General features: G+C 70.4%; 17 protein-coding genes and 1 tRNA gene. 12 read left to right on the forward strand and 6 right to left on the reverse strand.

Features of this window, described 5'->3' with window-relative positions; all coding sequences use genetic code 11:
• The first annotated feature begins 82 nt into the window (after window positions 1-82).
• The 6 genes from ABEA43_RS17375 to ABEA43_RS17400 all read left to right on the forward strand — a co-directional run bounded on the left by ABEA43_RS17375 (window position 83) and on the right by ABEA43_RS17400 (window position 5,531).
• Window positions 83-1,723 (forward strand): serine/threonine-protein kinase, encoded by a 1,641-nt coding sequence (locus tag ABEA43_RS17375; RefSeq protein ID WP_345562954.1) that lies wholly within the window; start codon window positions 83-85, stop codon window positions 1,721-1,723.
• Between the two features lie 23 nt (window positions 1,724-1,746).
• Window positions 1,747-3,114: a protein kinase family protein gene (locus ABEA43_RS17380; protein ID WP_345562956.1), complete on the forward strand. Its 1,368-nt coding sequence runs from the start codon at window positions 1,747-1,749 to the stop codon at window positions 3,112-3,114.
• Between the two features lie 49 nt (window positions 3,115-3,163).
• Entirely contained in the window at window positions 3,164-4,345 is a 1,182-nt protein-coding gene (locus ABEA43_RS17385; RefSeq protein ID WP_345562958.1) for a DUF2510 domain-containing protein, read from the forward strand.
• Between the two features lie 68 nt (window positions 4,346-4,413).
• On the forward strand, window positions 4,414-5,007 hold the full coding sequence (orn, locus tag ABEA43_RS17390; RefSeq protein WP_345562959.1) for an oligoribonuclease: 594 nt from the start codon (window positions 4,414-4,416) through the stop codon (window positions 5,005-5,007).
• 67 nt (window positions 5,008-5,074) lie between these two features.
• A tRNA-His gene (locus ABEA43_RS17395) sits at window positions 5,075-5,150 on the forward strand.
• A 156-nt stretch (window positions 5,151-5,306) separates the two neighbouring features.
• The gene (locus tag ABEA43_RS17400; RefSeq protein ID WP_345562961.1) at window positions 5,307-5,531 is read left to right on the forward strand and encodes a helix-turn-helix domain-containing protein; all 225 of its coding nucleotides are present in this window, start codon (window positions 5,307-5,309) and stop codon (window positions 5,529-5,531) included.
• 24 nt (window positions 5,532-5,555) lie between these two features.
• On the opposite strand, the gene ABEA43_RS17405 is transcribed toward ABEA43_RS17400, so the two are convergent.
• On the reverse strand, window positions 5,556-6,323 hold the full coding sequence (locus ABEA43_RS17405; RefSeq protein WP_345562963.1) for a helix-turn-helix domain-containing protein: 768 nt from the start codon (window positions 6,321-6,323) through the stop codon (window positions 5,556-5,558).
• Window positions 6,324-6,479: 156 nt separating this feature from the next.
• Here ABEA43_RS17405 and ABEA43_RS17410 point away from each other — a divergent pair, with 156 nt between their 5' ends.
• Window positions 6,480-7,700 carry an NAD(P)/FAD-dependent oxidoreductase gene (locus ABEA43_RS17410; RefSeq protein WP_345562964.1) on the forward strand — a complete coding sequence of 407 codons (1,221 nt, stop codon included), beginning with the start codon at window positions 6,480-6,482 and terminating at the stop codon, window positions 7,698-7,700.
• A gap of 6 nt (window positions 7,701-7,706) precedes the next feature.
• On the opposite strand, the gene lat is transcribed toward ABEA43_RS17410, so the two are convergent.
• From lat to ABEA43_RS17435, 5 genes are all read right to left on the reverse strand, one after another.
• Window positions 7,707-8,975 (reverse strand): L-lysine 6-transaminase, encoded by a 1,269-nt coding sequence (gene lat, locus ABEA43_RS17415; protein WP_345562966.1) that lies wholly within the window; start codon window positions 8,973-8,975, stop codon window positions 7,707-7,709.
• Between the two features lie 64 nt (window positions 8,976-9,039).
• Window positions 9,040-9,582 carry an HdeD family acid-resistance protein gene (locus ABEA43_RS17420; protein ID WP_345562968.1) on the reverse strand — a complete coding sequence of 181 codons (543 nt, stop codon included), beginning with the start codon at window positions 9,580-9,582 and terminating at the stop codon, window positions 9,040-9,042.
• Between the two features lie 47 nt (window positions 9,583-9,629).
• Window positions 9,630-9,995: a PPOX class F420-dependent oxidoreductase gene (locus ABEA43_RS17425; protein WP_345562970.1), complete on the reverse strand. Its 366-nt coding sequence runs from the start codon at window positions 9,993-9,995 to the stop codon at window positions 9,630-9,632.
• Complete coding sequence (trhA, locus tag ABEA43_RS17430; RefSeq protein WP_345562971.1) at window positions 9,992-10,639, reverse strand: PAQR family membrane homeostasis protein TrhA; 648 nt, start codon at window positions 10,637-10,639, stop codon at window positions 9,992-9,994. The genes ABEA43_RS17425 and trhA overlap by 4 nt, the downstream gene beginning before the upstream one ends.
• 48 nt (window positions 10,640-10,687) lie before the next feature.
• Window positions 10,688-12,133 carry a penicillin-binding transpeptidase domain-containing protein gene (locus ABEA43_RS17435; RefSeq protein ID WP_345562973.1) on the reverse strand — a complete coding sequence of 482 codons (1,446 nt, stop codon included), beginning with the start codon at window positions 12,131-12,133 and terminating at the stop codon, window positions 10,688-10,690.
• A gap of 138 nt (window positions 12,134-12,271) precedes the next feature.
• Here ABEA43_RS17435 and ABEA43_RS17440 point away from each other — a divergent pair, with 138 nt between their 5' ends.
• The 5 genes from ABEA43_RS17440 to ABEA43_RS17460 all read left to right on the forward strand — a co-directional run bounded on the left by ABEA43_RS17440 (window position 12,272) and on the right by ABEA43_RS17460 (window position 15,800).
• Complete coding sequence (locus ABEA43_RS17440; protein WP_345562974.1) at window positions 12,272-13,093, forward strand: spermidine synthase; 822 nt, start codon at window positions 12,272-12,274, stop codon at window positions 13,091-13,093.
• A gap of 129 nt (window positions 13,094-13,222) precedes the next feature.
• On the forward strand, window positions 13,223-14,173 hold the full coding sequence (locus ABEA43_RS17445; RefSeq protein WP_345562975.1) for an SPFH domain-containing protein: 951 nt from the start codon (window positions 13,223-13,225) through the stop codon (window positions 14,171-14,173).
• A 6-nt stretch (window positions 14,174-14,179) separates the two neighbouring features.
• Complete coding sequence (locus ABEA43_RS17450) at window positions 14,180-14,452, forward strand: type II toxin-antitoxin system antitoxin (RefSeq protein WP_345562978.1); 273 nt, start codon at window positions 14,180-14,182, stop codon at window positions 14,450-14,452.
• Window positions 14,421-15,077: a GOLPH3/VPS74 family protein gene (locus tag ABEA43_RS17455; RefSeq protein WP_345562979.1), complete on the forward strand. Its 657-nt coding sequence runs from the start codon at window positions 14,421-14,423 to the stop codon at window positions 15,075-15,077. The genes ABEA43_RS17450 and ABEA43_RS17455 overlap by 32 nt, the downstream gene beginning before the upstream one ends.
• Window positions 15,078-15,173: 96 nt before the next feature.
• Entirely contained in the window at window positions 15,174-15,800 is a 627-nt protein-coding gene (locus ABEA43_RS17460; protein ID WP_345562981.1) for a flavin reductase family protein, read from the forward strand.
• Window positions 15,801-15,836: the final 36 nt, after the last annotated feature.

Here is a 15,836-nt window from a genome sequence, read left to right on the forward strand (position 1 = left end):
TAGCGGGAAAGCGGTTCCCTCTGGTTAAGCTACGGACCGTCTGATGAGGGTGGGGGCCCAGACAACTCCAGAGGAGACCGTTATGCACGGTGATGGGCAGTGGGGGGTCCCTGGCTACACCGAGGTCCGCCAGCTCGGCGCAGGGGCGGCCGGGCGCGTGGTGCTGGCCAGGCGCGACTACGACGACGCCGAGGTGGCCATCAAGTACCTCAGCGACGAGCTGAGAGCCGATGTGGGATTCGTCGCCCGCTTCCGGCACGAGGCCCGGTTGCTCGGCACGCTCCAGAGCGTGCACCACGCCCGCCTGATCGACTACGTCGAGACGGGCCAGGGCGCGGCGATCGTCATGGAGCTGATCAACGGCATCTCGTTACGCGAGGTCCTCAGGTCGGAGGGGCCCACGGGGCCTGAGGCGGCGCTGACGGTGCTCAAGGGCTCGCTCCAGGGCCTGGCCTCCGCGCACGCGATCGGGGTCGTGCACCGCGACTTCAAGCCCGAGAACGTGATGGTCCAGGGCGACGGCACCAGCAAGCTCGTGGACTTCGGCATCGCGGTCAGGGCGGGCGAGGAGGCGAGCGCCGCGGGCACTCCGCCGTACATGGCGCCCGAGCAGTGGTCGGGCGGGTCCCCTGGGCCCGCCACCGACGTGTACGCGGCCACCGTCGTGTTCTTCGAGTGCCTGACCGGCACCCGCCCCTACCGGGCCGGGAACATCGCCGCGCTGGCCCGCCAGCACCAGAGCGCGCCACCGCCCGTGGACGAGGTGCCCGGTCCGCTGCGCGGCCTGATCGAACGCGGCCTGGCCAAGGACCCGGCGGGGCGCCCGCCGTCGGCCGAGGCGTTCCTGACCGAGCTGGAGGCCGTGGCGGCCGAAGGCTACGGGCCCGACTGGGAGGAGCGCGGGCGCCGCCGCCTGGCCGCGCTCGCGGGGCTGCTGGTCCTGCTCTTCCCGAGCGCGCTCGACGAGCCGGTCGAGACGCAGACCTCGCTCGCCGAGACCCGCTTCCGCGAGCCGTCCCGCATCCTGAGCAAGCTGCCCGCCAAGATCGCCATCGGCGCGACCGCCGTGGGCGTGCTGGTGGCCGCGGTCGTGATCATCGCGAACGCATCCAAGGGCGAGCCGGTGCTCCAGGCGGAGACCAGCACGGTCGCGCCGACGACGAGCGCGCCCGGCACGCCCGAGCCGGCGGAGACGGACGAGGAGCCGCCGCCGGCCACCGAGGAGCCCGTCACCGACGAGCCGACGCCGACGGACACCTTGAGCGACGCGCCGCCGCCCGCCGTGCCGACGAGCAACCCGCCCGCCACGACGCCGACGCCGACCGCGTCCAAGACCAAGACGCCCACCAAGAAGCCGACCAAGCCGCCGGTCAAGACCAAGAAGCCGACCACGTCGCCGACGCCCGAGCCCGAGCTCTCCGGCAAGGTCGGCGACCCCGAAGGCAACCCGCCGCCCACCTCGGCCACCCCGACCGCCTCGATCACGCCCACCACCGCCCCTACGACCAGGACTCCGAGCACCGCTCCGACGACCGCGCAGCCATCGCCCACCGGTGACGACGGGACCCCTGGCGACGAGACGACGCCGCAGGAGCCCAGGCTCGACAGCGTGGGCAAGGCGCAGTCCGCATTGATCGCTCTCGGCCTCGTGACGTCGGGCGTGCTTCCCGTCACACTTGCGGTGAGGCGCCGGATGGCAGGACGCCACAGAAGGAAGCGCTAGACGGCGCCGGGGGGGCGACGGCGATGAACAACCCCGAAAACGACATCGCCGGGTTCCGGCTCACTGAGCACACCTGGATCACGGAGCTCGGCAACTGGATCGACGCCATCTCACCCGATGGCCGCAGGGCGGGGGCGCTCCTGTTCGATCCCAAGATCATCGGTCTGCCCGGCGTGCGCGACCGCGTGGTGCAGACGGTCATGACCGACCAGCGGCTCGTGCTGGCCGGGCTGACCGGGCTGATCCCCGTGGCCGACGTGGTCGCGGCGGGCCGTCAGGTGTGGCTGCTCACCGCGCAGGCGGTCAGCCCCACCCTGGCCGATCTGCTCGCCGACGGGCCGATCGACCCGGGCGGCGCGGCCGCGGCGCTGGTGGAGACCGCGCAGACGCTGCTCGCGCTGCACGGGGCCGGCGTCACGCACGGCTCCGTGCACCCGGGCACCGTGGTGATCACCGGCGAGGGCGCCGCACTGCTGTCGGAACGCGGCCTGTCCGACGCCATCCGCGGCCAGATCTCCGGGCGCGAGCGGGACGCGGCGGGCTGGGCGTCGCTGGCCCGCGGGCTGGCCGCCTCCTTCGGCCAGAGCGCGCCGCGGGCCGCCGCGCTGTTCGACCGCGCCGCGGCCGCGGCCGGCACCCTGGGCCTGGGGGCCGCGCGGAGCACCCTGATCAGCGAGCGCGCCGCGCTGCCCGGCGGCTCCATCAGCAGGGACGGGCTGGCGCGGGCGGCGCGCGGCAGGTCGGCGTTCGCGCAGCCCCGCTCGTACGCGCAGGCGCCCGTCCCGCCCGTCACGCCGCCGGACGAGGGCGACATCGTCACGCTTCTGCACGTGCCGGGCAGGTCGGCGGGGCCGTTGCACTTCGGTCCCGGCGTCGGCACGCAGGAGCAGCGGCCGGAGACGACGGCCGAGCGGATCTGGCGGGCCGGGCGCGGCGAGGCCGCCACCGAGCAGCGCCCCGGCCGCATCGCCAAGGCCACGCGGGCGCGGCGGCGGCGGCGGCGGACGATCCTGGCCACGGCCGTGTTCGCGGCCATCATGGCGGGGGCGATCCTGGCCTGGTTCAAGCTGGGCGACACCCCGGACCTGGCGGTCAAGTCGATCAACGTGGTGGCGCCGAAGAAGACGCAGGGCTGCGGCAGCGCGGTCGTGATCACCGGCACGGTGGTGACCAACGGGGCGGCCGGCGAGGTGACGTACGAATGGCGCAAGAACCTCGACAAGCAAGTCGTCAAGGGAACATTGCGCACAAACTCCGATCAGACGTCGTACACCGTGCCGCTGCGGTGGACGCTGCAGGGAAAGAGCAGCGTCAAGGCCACGGCCACGCTGCGGATCCTCACGCCGGGCCCGGTGCGCACCGACAAGGCGAGCTTCACTTACAAGTGTTGATGCTCGCCCAGCAATGCATATCAAAGCGGTTCTTACTAATCTGGCCAGCATGACCACGCAGACCCCCGCGGGCTGGTACCCGGACCCGTACGGAGAGCCCCAGCTCCGCTGGTGGGACGGCAGCCAGTGGACCGACGCCACGCACGCGCAGGAGCAGGGGCCGGGCGGCCGGCCCCAGCAGCCCTCCTCCGGGCCGCAGACGCAGCCCCAGCCGCCCGGCCAGGCACCCGGCCAATCACTGGGCCAATCACCGGGCCAATCACCGGGCCAATCACCGGGCCAATCACCGCCGGGCCAGGCACCGGGCGGCCAGCCGTCCGGCCCGACGGGGCCGAACTGGGCGAGCATGCCGGCGAACCCCACGCTCCAGTACGGCCAGCCCACGTCCGGCCAGTCGGCCTACGGCCAGCCCACGCCGCCCACCCAGCAGTGGGGCGGGGCGCAGCTCCCCGGCCCCGGCTACGGCCCGCCGCCGAAGCAGGGCAATCCGCTGCCGTGGGTGTTCGGCGGGCTGGCGGCGCTGGTGGTGCTCGCGCTGATCGTGGTCGCCGGGATCTTCTTCATCAACAGAACCACGGGGGTCGTGTCGGCCCCGACGCCGACCGACACGTTCGAGTCGCAGGAGCCGCCCTCCAACGAGCCGCCCTCCAGTGAGCCGCCGCCCAGCCAGGGCGCGAGCGAGCTGCCGCAGCCGGTGGACGGGCGGGTCGCGGACCCGTCGAGCGGCATCTCCTTCGCGGTGCCGAAGGACTGGACGGTGCCCCCGGCCAACCAGGTCAACGGCACGGACCCGACCGAGCAGGCGTGGTCGAGCGGGGTGCAGGCCACCTCCCAGGAGAACTACGAGGGCGAGTCCGACTGGATCGGCAACGTCTACACGGGCGTGCTCAACGAGCTCTACCCCTACACCGGGGCCTCGGGCCTGGGCGACACGGCCAAGGCCGTCTTCGTCGACTTCTCCACCAAGTACTACGCGATCGCGCACGAGAGCAAGGTCGTGCAGGACAAGGCCATCAAGGTTGGCGACCGCGACGCGTGGGTGCTGCAGTTCGAGCTCGACTTCACCAAGGTGTCGGAGGAGAAGGGCTACAAGTGGAAGAAGGAGAACGGCGCGGTCGTCCTCATGGATCGCGGGCAGGGTGAGCGACCGGCCATCCTGTACGTCTCCGTTCCCGACAACCTGGGCACCGACGTGGTCAGTCAGGTTCTCGGCTCGCTCAAGTCCTCATAAGCCGTGGCACTAGGCTGGTGGGGTAACAAGCGGGCGGATTGCTCCGAGCCGCTGGGCGAGGAGATCTCATGAGTGACTTGCTGGTCTGGATCGACTGCGAGATGACCGGGCTCGACCTTGGTCGTGACGCGCTCGTCGAGGTGGCGTGCGTCATCACCGACAGCGAGCTCAATCAGGTGGACGAAGGCGTGGACGTGGTCATCAAGCCGCCGCCCGAGTCCCTGGAGCAGATGTCGCAGGTCGTGCGCGAGATGCACACGGCCTCGGGGCTGCTGCCTGAGCTGGCCGGCGGCGTGACGCTGGCGGAGGCCGAGTCGCTTGTGCTCGACTACATCCGCCGCCACATTCCCGAGCCGAAGAAGGCGCCGCTGTGCGGCAACTCGATCGGCACGGACCGGACGTTCATCTCCCGGGACATGCCCGGGGTCGACTCCTATCTGCACTACCGGATGATCGACGTCTCGTCGATCAAGGAGCTGGTCCGGCGGTGGTATCCGCGGGTCTACTTCGCCGCGCCGGAGAAGCAGGGCGGACACCGGGCTCTGGCCGACATCACGGAGAGCATCAGGGAGCTCCGCTACTACCGCGCGGCGATCTTCGTGGGGCAGCCAGGACCCGACTCTGCGACCGCGAGATCCCTGGCAGAGCGTGTCAGCGGCTAAAAGAGTGGCGTAAAGAGTCCCGAATCCCGCTACACTTTTCTTGTGCCACCACACAGCGGTGGCCATGGTGGGTGTAGCTCAGTTGGTAGAGCGCCAGGTTGTGGTCCTGGATGCCGAGGGTTCAAGTCCCTTCACTCACCCCAACGCGAACGGCCGGTCCTTCGGGATCGGCCGTTGTCGTTTTCTCCCGACAACGGCCCCAAATCATGACATTGCGAGTTATGCTCGCTGTCTACCGCTAACGCCGGAAGCACGGGGGCCATCGGCGATCTGACCGTCTGCGCGCCCCCGGAGGCCGGATGAGAGTCGACGACGCAGCGTTCGATAGCGTGTTCACGGCGCTGAGCAAACGCGAGGCCGAGGTCATGGATCTGATCGCCACAGGTCAGTCCAACGGCCAGATCGCGCAGTTGCTGTTCCTCAGCGAGAAGACGGTGAAAAACCACGTCAACCGCATCTACGCCAAGCTCGGCGTCGACTCCAGGGTCACCGCCATCGGCCTGTGGCGCTCGCGCCAGCAGTAGCCGCGCCCCGGCCGGCCGCGCCGGCTATCGGAAGCGGGCGCGGAGGTAGGCGGCGGTGCTCTCGTCGGCGGGCAGGAACGCTTCGAGCTGGAGCTCGGCGAGCGTGACGTCCACGGCGGTCGCGAAGGACGTCAGCGTGGTCAGCAGGCGCAGCTCCGTCTCGCCGCACCGCAGCCGGAGCGGCACGGCGAACCCCAGGTGGCCGGGCCCGGGGACGGCGTCGGGCACATAAGACTCCAGCTCGGCCACGAACGCGTCCAGCCGCGGGTCGGGGCTGCGTACGAGGCGTCCGCGCAGGCTCTCCACGATGTGCCGCCCCCACTCGGGGAGGTTGAGCACCCTGGGCGCCAGCCCCTTGGGGTGGAGCGCCAGCCGCAGGACGTTGAGAGGCGGCTCCAGGAGCTCGGGAGCGGCGCCTTCGGTCAGAAGGTCCAGAGCCGCGTTCGCGGCCACCAGCTCGCCATAGGGGCGCACCACGACCGCCGGGTACGGCATGTGCCCCTGGAGGATGTCGTCCAGGGCGTCCCGGATCGGGCGGAGCATGGGCTCATCCAACGGCGACTCCGGAAATAGCGGGGCATATCCGGCGGCCAGCAGGAGGCTGTTGCGCTCCCGCAGCGACAGCTCCAGCGACTCGGCCAGGCGCACCACGATGCCGCGGCCCGGCCGGCTGCGGCCCTGCTCCATGAAACTGAGGTGGCGCTGGGTGGTGCCGGCCCGGTTCGCCAGCTCCAGCTGGCTCACCCTGCGGCTGCTCCGCCAGCGCCGCAGCTCGGTCGCGAATGCTTCCACGTGCCCTTTCTAGCCGACGCTCCCCGCTGGCGGCGATTCCCCGGAGGGTATGACGCGTAGGTCTGTGGAGAAATGGGGGCTTGGCGGCTGAATGGTTTAAGTGATGCTCTTGGTGCCATAGACATCGAAGACGGTGTTCTGGGGAGGGACCTGGTCATGGTGCAAAGAGCGCGTGTCGTGGTCGTGGGAGCGGGCTTCGCGGGGCTGGCCGCGACCCGGGAGCTGGCCAAGGGCGGGGCGTTGGTGACGCTCGTCGACCGCAACCCGTACTCGACCTTCCAGCCCTTGCTCTACCAGGTCGCCACGGCCGGGATGGGCACGTCCGACGTGTCGTACCCGATCAGGACCTTCGCCGCCAGGTGGCCCAATGTGCGGGCGCGGCGGGCCGGGCTGAGCAAGGTGCTGCCCGACGAGCGGCGGGTCGAGCTCGACGACGGCGGCGTCCTCGACTACGACTACCTCGTGCTGGCCACCGGCGTCACCACCAACTGGCTCAACGTGGCGGGCGCGCCGGAGAACGCGCTGCCGATCTATTCGCTGGGCGACGCGGCCGGGCTGCGGCGGCGGCTGCAGCACTACCTGGAGGACACGGCGGCGGGCCGGCGCAAGAGCACCCACGTCGTGGTGGTCGGCGCGGGCGCGACCGGGGTCGAGATGGCCGGCACGCTGGCCGAGCTGCGCCGGCACACGATACCGCTGACGCATCCCGAGATCAGGCCGGACCAGACGAGCGTGACGCTGGTGGAGCGGTTCGACTTCGTGCTGTCGCCCTACAAGCGGCGGCTGCGCGACCAGGCGGCCAAGGCGCTGCGCAGGAGAGGGGTGCGCCTGCGCCTGGGCTCCACCGTGGCCTCGGTCGATCCGGACGCGGTGGTGCTGGCCGACGGCACGCGGCTGCCGAGCGACGTGACCGTGTGGGCGCTGGGCGTCACCGCGCCGGACGACGTGTCCCACTGGGGGCTGCCGCAGGGCAAGGGCGGCCGGATCACGGTCACGGAGACGCTGAACGTCCCCGGGCATCGCGAGATCTTCGTGATCGGCGACCTGGCCGGGTCGCCCCACCCGCTGCCCCAGCTCGCCCAGCCGGCGATCCAGATGGGCAAGCACGTGGGCAAGGAGATCATCGCGGCCGCGCACGGGAAGCCGCTGCGGCCGTTCTCCTATGACGACCCCGGGATCATGGCGACCGTGGGCAAGGCGGAGGCCGTGCTGCAGCTCGCCAACGGGATGACCATGCACGGCCTGCCCGCCTGGCTGGTGTGGATCTTCATCCATGTGGCGTACCTGCTGGGCGGGCGCAACCGGGCGAGCGTGCTGCTCAACTTCTTCTGGCGGTACTTCGGGCCGCGGCGCAGCGCGGCCAGCGTCACGCAGTGAGCACGCTCAGAGCGCTTCCGACAGGGCCTTCAGGCCGTGGTCGAGGTCGCTCTCCGGGATGTTCAGCGCGGGACGCATGCGTACGGAGCGGGGGCCGCAGGGCAGCACCAGCACGCCCTGGTCCTCCCTGAGCCTGGTCACCAGGGCGTCGCGGGCGGCCTGGTCGGGCAGGTCGAACGCGCACATCATGCCCCGGCCGCGGACGTTGGACAGCGACTCGGGACGCTCGGCCTCCAGCTTGACGAGACGTTCGAGCAGCACGGTCCCCAGCGTGCCGGCGCGCTCGATCAGGCCGTCGCGCTCGATGATCTCCAGGATGCCCCGGCTGCGGACCATGTCCACCAGGCCGCCGCCCCACGTGGAGTTGATCCGCCCGCTCTGCTGGAACACGTTGTCCGGCACCTGGTCCACCCTGCGGCCCGCCATGATCCCGCCGACCTGGACCTTCTTCGCGAACGCCACCACATCGGGAGCCAGCCCGAGCTGCTGGTACGCCCAGGGCGTCCCGGTCGTCCCGCCGCCCGTCTGGACCTCGTCGAGGATGAACAGGGCGTCGTACTCGTGGCAGAGGTGCTGCATGGCCTGCAGGAACCCGGGCCGCATGTGGTTGTCGCCGCCCTCCCCCTGGATCGGCTCGGCGATGAAGCAGGCGATGTCGTGCGGATTGCGCTCGAAAGCCTCCCGCGCCTGAGCGAGCGCCCGCTCCTCGGCGGCCTCGACGTCGCCGAAGTGGATGGCGGGCACGTCGATGCGCGGCCAGCCGAACTTCGGGAAGCGGTCGGTCTTGCCCGGCTCGGTGTTGGTCAGGCTCAGCGTGTAGCCGCTGCGGCCGTGGAAGGCCTTGGTCAGGTGCAGGACCTGGGTGCCCAGGTCGCGCGACCGGCCGGCGGCCTCGTTGCGGCGGCTCTTCCAGTCGAAGGCGGTCTTGAGCGCGTTCTCGACGGCGAGCGCGCCCCCCTCGACGAAGAACAGGTGCGGCAGCTCGGGGTCGCCGAGCACACGGGCGAAGGTGTCGACGAAGTCCGCCAGGTGCTCGGTGTAGATGTCGGGGTTCGCCGGCTTGTTCCTGGCCACCTGGCCGAGGAGCTGGGCGAAGTCGGAGTCGAAGGGCGGGTTCACGCCGAGCGGCGCGGAGGCGAAGAACGTGTAGAAGTCCAGATAGCGGCGGCCGTTTCGGGCATCGACGAGCCAGGAGCCCCGGCTGAGCTCGAGATCGAGCACCAAGCGGTATCCGTCGACGAGAAGGTGGCGGGCAAGTCGGGTGTGTACGTCCATGTCGCCTCCACAGTCAGACTGGGCCGCACGTTCCTATTGGGGAACGCCGACATCTACATAAAATTTACGGTATGCCTGCCCCTGGAGTGAAGTTCTTCACGCGCAGCGATAGTGCGATCATCGCGATTCCGTACAGGATGGCGAAGACGCCGATCAGCCAGACGAGGCTGAGCATGCCCGCCGCCGGCCAGATGAGGAGCAGGACGCCGAAGATCACCGACAGGACGCCGCCCACGATGAACATCCACTCGTTGTCGATGACCTTGCGGAGCTGGACCCCGGCCACGATCTCCGCGATGCCGGTGAAGATGGCCCAGAAGGCCACGAGGTAGAGCAGGGCCAGGGAGGTGATCCCCGGCCAGACGAGTGCCGCGATACCGGCCAGGATCCCGATGATTCCGGAAGTAATGAGCCAGGCTCTCGATCTGGCCCCGTGCCGGAACCCGGCGATCGACGCGAAGATTCCGCCGACCAGCGCGTACGCGCCAAAGAAGATCACCAGCACGAGCAGCGTGATGCCCGGCCAGATCAGCGCCAGGATGCCGAAGATGATCGCCAGCAGGCCCCTGAGGAGCAGCAGCCACCACGATCGAGAGAGTTCTCCCATGCTGGTCTTGCTTTCCGGGCGCCGCCCGAAAACAGACCAGCATCGGGTCAAATGTCGGTGATCCGCACGCCCACGGTGCCGGTGCTCCCCCTGCGCAGCTTGCTGCCGAGCAGCGTGATGCGCCCCATGAGCCCGTATTTACGCCGCAGCAGCCCGCGCACCCGCTCGGTCTCCGCCGCGTCCAGCACCTCGGCCCTGCCCTTGACCTGCTCGGTCCTGAGCTTGCCGCGCAAGTCGCAGCCGGCCACGCTCACCTCGGGGTTGTGCCTGATGCGCTTGATCTTCCAGGAGTCGGCGGGGGTCCAGAAGACCACCGCGTCGCCGTCCTGCGCCGCCCACACGGGAGTCGCGACCGGCCGGCCGTCCCTGCGGTAGGTGGTCACCGAGATGTACTGCTCCGCACCGAGATTCACACGTGCGAGTAGACCACAAGGGACACCGCGATGTACTGCACCAGGTACGCCGCGACGGTGAACGCGTGGAACACCTCGTGGAAGCCGAACCAGCGGGGCGAGGGATCCGGGCGGCGCAGCCCGTACACGATCGCTCCCGCCGAGTAGAACAGGCCGCCCACGGCCACCAGCACGACGGCGGCCACGCCCGCGCCTTCCAGCAGCTGCGGCATCACGAAGATCGCGGCCCAGCCGAGCGCGAGGTAGAGGACGGTGTAGAGCCAGCGCGGCGCGCCCATCCAGAACACCCGGAACAACACCCCGGACAGGGCGCCGCCCCAGACGACGGCGAGCATCACCACCCTCGCGGCGCCGTCGAGGGCCAGCAGGGCGAAGGGCGTGTAGGTGCCCGCGATGATCAAGTAGATGTTGGCGTGATCCAGCCTGCGCAGGAAATCGGCCAGCTTGGGGCCGAGCGTGCTGCGGTGATAGGTGGCCGAGATGCCGAACAACAACGCCGAGGTGACTGCGTAAATGACGGAGGCGAGGCGGGCCTGAAGAGTCGGGCCGAGCGCCACCAGCACGAACCCGGCGACAAGCGTCACAGGCAGTGCTCCGGTGTGCAACCAGCCTCGCAGCCTGGGCTTAACGGTGATGGTCGTCATATAACCTACGGTACCGTAGGTTACGCGAATGCTTCTCTGCGACGTCCGTCACAGCCCCTTCAGGAAACGGACCGCCACGGGCACGGCGACGGACCCGCCGGAGCCGCCGTGCCGCACGAAGACGCAGAAGGCCAGATCGTCGCGATAGCCGATGAACCAGCCGTGCGACACCGCGTCAGGCACCTCGGCCGTGCCCGTCTTGCCCGCCACGCCGTCCGGCAGCCCCGCCTCGCTGGCCGTGCCGTGATCGACCACGGCGGCCATCATCTCCCGCAGCGCGCCGGCGACCCCCGCGTCGAGCTGCACGTCGCGATACGGCTCACCGTCGATGCGGCGCACCTGCTTCTCCGACAGCAGCCGGGGCGAGCGCCAGGTGCCGCTCTGCACCGCGGCGGCCAGTGCGGCCATGCAGAGCGGGGTGGCGACCACCTCGCCCTGGCCGATCGCGTCGGCCCCGAACATGTTCTGGTCGTCGGTCTCCGGCACGGTGCCGCAGGTCCCGCCGATGCCGGTGGCGATCGGGCGGCCGAAACCCCACTCGTTCGCCGTCTCACGCAGGTCCTCCACGGTGAGCCTGGTGGTGGCCTGCTCGACGAACGTCGTGTTGCACGAGTAGGCGAACGCGTCGGTGAAGCTGACCAGCCCGCGGTCCACCTCGCCGTCGTTCTCGAAGGGCCGGTAGGACGGGATGGTGTACGTACTGGGGCACGGGAGCTGGTCCGACGGGGTCAGCCCCGATTCGAGCAGCGCCGCCGCCGTGATCGTCTTGAAGGTGGAGCCCGGCGGGAAGACGTCCTGCACGGCGCTGTGGTTCTCCTTGAGCCGGTCGGCCAGCGCGAGGATCTCGCCGGTGCTCGGCCGGATGACGATGATCGCGGAGTCCTCGACCCCGTCCAGCGCGCGGGCGGCCGCCGCCTGGACCGGGCGCGACAGGGTGGTGCGTTCGACGTTCGCCTCCGGCTGGCGGGCCATGAGCTGCCGGTCGGGCTGCCCCGGGACCTTCGACACCAGGGCCCAGCCGTGGTTGGCCCGCTCGAACTCGGGCTCGAGCTGCTTCAGGTAGGAGTCGGCGTAGCTGTCGTTCGGGATCTTGTCGCCCTCGCTGGTGACCAGCTCGGCCGCGGACGAGTCGATCTCGCTCAGCTCCAGCGTGCCGCCGCCCTTGAGCAGCGGGTGCAGCGTTTCGGGCGCCCATAACACCTTCCAGGCCCGATCGCGTACGCCCAGCCGCAACGTCCCGTCGAACGGCCACGCCCCGAACTCGGTGAGCAGCCGCACCCCCGCGAACGGCACCTCGGCGCTCTCCTCCCCCGTGCCCTTGAGCTGCCCCGAGGTGAGCTGGATGGAATCGACGTGCAACGCGTCGCTCAGCTCGCGATGCAGGACGACGAAGTTGGGCGGCGGCTGGTAGACCAAACGGGCCATGGCCTGCACGTCGCCCTTGCGCCACGCCGCGAAGTAGGCCGTCGCGGTCTGGGCGGCGCTGCCCTTCACCCCGCTCGACGCCAGAACAGCGAAAGCACCCGCCCCAACTACCGCGACAAGCGCGATAACGAGCACAATCAGCCTTCGTCGTCGCATACGGTTTCTCCCAGGGAGGGGATCAAGTTGGCCCGTGGACAGCGAGAACCGATGCCCGGCCGGTATCCGGTGACGTTCGGTGAGATCGAACTGCTCCGGGATCTCGACAGGCAGGACGGCTGGGTGCTGTCCAAGGAAGGCGTACCTCAGTCGTATGTAGATCTACAAGACCCGACATTTCTGGAATTCGAGTATGTACGACTCATGGCGGACGTGATCGACCTTCTCCAAGAAGGGCCGCTGAGCTGCGTTCACGTGGGCGGCGGCGGCTGCACGATCCCCCGCTACGTCGCCGCCACCCGTCCAGGCTCCAGGCACATCGTGATCGAGCCCGACGGCCTGCTGGTCAACCTCGTACGCGAGCAGCTCGACCTGCGCTCGGTGCCCAAGCTGAAGGTCATCATCGAGGGCGGCAGGGCCGGGACCGCCAAGGTCTGGGACGCCACGGCCGACCTGGTGGTGCTGGACGCCTTCACCGGCGCGACGATGCCGGTGGAGCTGGCCACGACCGAGTACATGGGCGACATCGCGCGGATCCTGCGGCCGGGCGGCACCCTGCTGATCAACATGGCCGACGGCAAGGGGCTGGCGTTCGCCAAGCGGCTGCTGGCCACGGTGACGGGCACGTTCAGGCACGTGGCGCTGCTGGCCGAGCCGGGGATCATGCGGGGCAGGCGGTTCGGCAACCTGATCGTCGCGGCCTCCCGTGCGGAGCTGCCGCTGGATCAGCTCGCGCGGCGCGCGGCGGGCGGGCTGACGCAGGCGCGGTGCGTGCACGGCGAGGCGCTGACGAACTTCGTCGCGGGTGCGTACCCGATCAATGACGGCGACCCGGTCCTGGCCCCCGTCCCCCCGCCGGCCGTCTTCGGCTGACCCCACCTGACCCAGCCGCCGGCAGCCCGGCGGCCTTTTTGTGCTGCCCGGAATCAGGCCCTTCCCGCCTTCTCGGAAAAGTGATATCACTTTGATAGCACACATCGAGACGAGGGAAGGGGACGGACGATGAAGGACACTTCAGACGGCGTCGCGCTCGACGCGCCCGTCGTGGACATGCCGGAGCCGAACACGAGCGAGCACCCCGTGCGGGCGGGCAACGGGTTCGTCATGCTGGGCCTGGCGACGCTGCTGGACCTGGCCGGGATCGCGCTGATAGTGGCCGGGATCGCCATGCTCGCCACGGACGGCGGGCAGAGCGGCGCCTGGCTGCTCGTGGCCGGCGTGCTCGTCCTCCTCACCGGCATCACGCTGGTCTTCGGCCTCACGGCGGTGGCGCCGGGCGAGGCCAGGGTCGTGCAGCTGCTCGGCCGCTACGTCGGCACCCTGCGCACGCCCGGCCTGCAGTGGGTCAACCCGTTCACGGCGCGGCGGCGGGTGTCCACGAGGATCCGCAACCACGAGACGGACGTGACGAAGGTCAACGACGCGGACGGCAACCCGATCCAGATCGCGACCGTGGTGGTCTGGCAGGTGCAGGACACGGCGCAGGCGATCTTCGAGGTGGACGACTTCGTGGAGTTCGTCGCCATCCAGGCGGAGACCGCCGTACGGCACATCGCGGGGGCGTATCCGTACGACGCGCACGGCGAGCCCAGGCTGTCGCTGCGCGACAACGCCGAGGAGATCAACGAGCGGCTGTCCGCGGAGATCGCGATCAGGGTGGCCGCGGCCGGAGTGAAGATCATCGAGTCGCGCATCATCCACCTGGCGTACGCGCCGGAGATCGCCCACGCGATGCTGCGCCGCCAGCAGGCCGGGGCGGTGGTGGCGGCCAGGCAGCGGATCGTCGAAGGGGCGGTCGGCATGGTGGAGATGGCCCTGGCCAAGCTCGCCGAGCACGACGTGGTCGAGCTGGACGAGGAGCGCAAGGCGGCGATGGTCAGCAACCTGCTCGTGGTGCTGGTCGGCGACCGCGACACCCAGCCGGTCGTCAACGCCGGCACGCTCTACCAGTAACCCGCTGTGGAGAGGAAGAAGCTCCTTCTGCGGCTCGACCCGGTGGTGCACGACGCGCTGGCTCGATGGGCGGCCGACGAGCTGCGCAGCACGAACTCACAGATCGAGTTCCTGCTGCGCAGGGCACTCACCGAGGCCGGGCGACTGCCCGACGGGGTGGGGCGGATGCGCCCGCGCGGACGGCCGAGGAAGGAGCCGGCAGATGAGCACGAAGGACCTGGAGACCTGGACGAGGAGGAGACCTCGGATGGAGATGCGAACACCGGTGGAGCCGGGTGAATCCCTGCCCGCGTCGGCCTTCCTGCTGGCCTTCGACCCGCGCAAGGAGCGGCTGACGGTCCGCCGCGACCTCGGCCGCCTCATGCGCGCGGCGGTGCTGGCCGAGCTCGTCATGAACGGCAACCTGGCCGACGAATCCGGCAAGGCGCGCGCGGTGACCGCGCCCGCCCGTCCCGGCCCGCTGCAGGCGGCCGTCTGGGAGCAGATCACGAGCTCGCCGCCCCGCACGTGGCAGCGGTGGATCGACCGGGATCGCAAAAATGCCTACCGCCTGATCCGCGACGAGCTGGCGGCCGCACGGCTCGTCGAGGTGGAGCACCACCGGTTCCTGGTGTTCCGGTACGAACGGATCAAGCCGCGGCGGCTGTACCTGTCGCGCAAGCTCGCCGAGCGCGTCGGGCGGGCGATCCGCGGCGGCCAGCCCGTGGGCCGGGTGGACCAGGACGTCCGCGCGCTGGCCGCGCTGGCGGCGGCGGTCAGGCTCAAGACGGTCGTGTCCGGACGTGAGCTGCGCGAGCGCAAAGGCAGGCTCGACGAGCTGGCCGGGCCCGTCCGGCCGGTGACCACCGCGTTGCGCAAGAGCGTGGACGCGGCGAACGCGGCGGCGGCGGCTTCGGCCGGCTGACGCCTGCCGGCCGGGCGGGCGCTGCCTGCCGGCCTCGGGAGGAGTGCGCCGACAGTTCGTCCGCCGCTTGAACGTCCCGTTCCTAGGCTCCACGGCATGGAGTCCGCAACCCTGGCCATCGAGCCCAGCATCCTGTACTTCGGCACCCCGGTCGTGCTGCTGTCGACCGAGAACCCGGACGGCTCGTACAACCTCGCCCCCATGTCCTCGGCCTGGGCCCTCGGCCAGATCGTCGTGCTCGGGCTGGGCGCCGAGGGACAGACCGCCAGGAACCTGGCCGAGCGGCCGGAGCTGGTGATCAATCTGCCGGCGCCGGACCAATGGGCGGCGGTGGAGCGGCTGGCCCCGCTCACCGGGCGCGACCCGGTGCCGGCGAGCAAGCCGGACGGGTGCCGGTTCGAGCCGGACAAGTTCGGGGCGGCCGGGCTGCGCGCCGAGCCCTCCGACACGGTACGCCCGCCGCGCGTGCGCGAGTGCCCCCTGCAACTGGAGGCACGGGCCCAGAGCGTGCGGCGGGACGTCTCCGGGTCGTTCGTCATCGCCGAGGCGGTCGTCGGCAAGGTGCACGCGGACCCGCGCATCGTCGTCCCAGGGACGCAGCACGTGGACCCGGCCGCCTGGAGCCCGCTCATCTACAACTTCCGCCACTACTTCGGCCTGGGCAGGGAGCTCGGCCACTCCTACCGCAGCCAGACCTCGCGAGCGGACCAGGCGAGCGCCTAAGCCGGGTCCGGGCCGGTCCGGGCCGGACAGGCGAGC

The organism is Nonomuraea rosea (genome assembly GCF_039539705.1).
In the GTDB taxonomy this organism is placed as follows: Bacteria; Actinomycetota; Actinomycetes; order Streptosporangiales; family Streptosporangiaceae; genus Nonomuraea; species Nonomuraea rosea.

What these genes read in the sequence shown, in the direction of transcription:
- ABEA43_RS17460 (WP_345562981.1), top strand. Translation starts at nt 15,174, where the DNA reads ATGGAGTCCGCAACCCTGGCCATCGAGCCCAGCATCCTGTACTTCGGC.
- ABEA43_RS17455 (WP_345562979.1), top strand. Translation starts at nt 14,421, where the DNA reads ATGGAGATGCGAACACCGGTGGAGCCGGGTGAATCCCTGCCCGCGTCG.
- ABEA43_RS17410 (WP_345562964.1), top strand. Translation starts at nt 6,480, where the DNA reads ATGGTGCAAAGAGCGCGTGTCGTGGTCGTGGGAGCGGGCTTCGCGGGG.
- orn (WP_345562959.1), top strand. Translation starts at nt 4,414, where the DNA reads ATGAGTGACTTGCTGGTCTGGATCGACTGCGAGATGACCGGGCTCGAC.
- ABEA43_RS17445 (WP_345562975.1), top strand. Translation starts at nt 13,223, where the DNA reads ATGAAGGACACTTCAGACGGCGTCGCGCTCGACGCGCCCGTCGTGGAC.
- ABEA43_RS17375 (WP_345562954.1), top strand. Translation starts at nt 83, where the DNA reads ATGCACGGTGATGGGCAGTGGGGGGTCCCTGGCTACACCGAGGTCCGC.
- ABEA43_RS17385 (WP_345562958.1), top strand. Translation starts at nt 3,164, where the DNA reads ATGACCACGCAGACCCCCGCGGGCTGGTACCCGGACCCGTACGGAGAG.
- lat (WP_345562966.1), bottom strand. Translation starts at nt 8,975, where the DNA reads ATGGACGTACACACCCGACTTGCCCGCCACCTTCTCGTCGACGGATAC.
- ABEA43_RS17400 (WP_345562961.1), top strand. Translation starts at nt 5,307, where the DNA reads ATGAGAGTCGACGACGCAGCGTTCGATAGCGTGTTCACGGCGCTGAGC.
- trhA (WP_345562971.1), bottom strand. Translation starts at nt 10,639, where the DNA reads ATGACGACCATCACCGTTAAGCCCAGGCTGCGAGGCTGGTTGCACACC.
- ABEA43_RS17380 (WP_345562956.1), top strand. Translation starts at nt 1,747, where the DNA reads ATGAACAACCCCGAAAACGACATCGCCGGGTTCCGGCTCACTGAGCAC.
- ABEA43_RS17440 (WP_345562974.1), top strand. Translation starts at nt 12,272, where the DNA reads ATGCCCGGCCGGTATCCGGTGACGTTCGGTGAGATCGAACTGCTCCGG.
- ABEA43_RS17420 (WP_345562968.1), bottom strand. Translation starts at nt 9,582, where the DNA reads ATGGGAGAACTCTCTCGATCGTGGTGGCTGCTGCTCCTCAGGGGCCTG.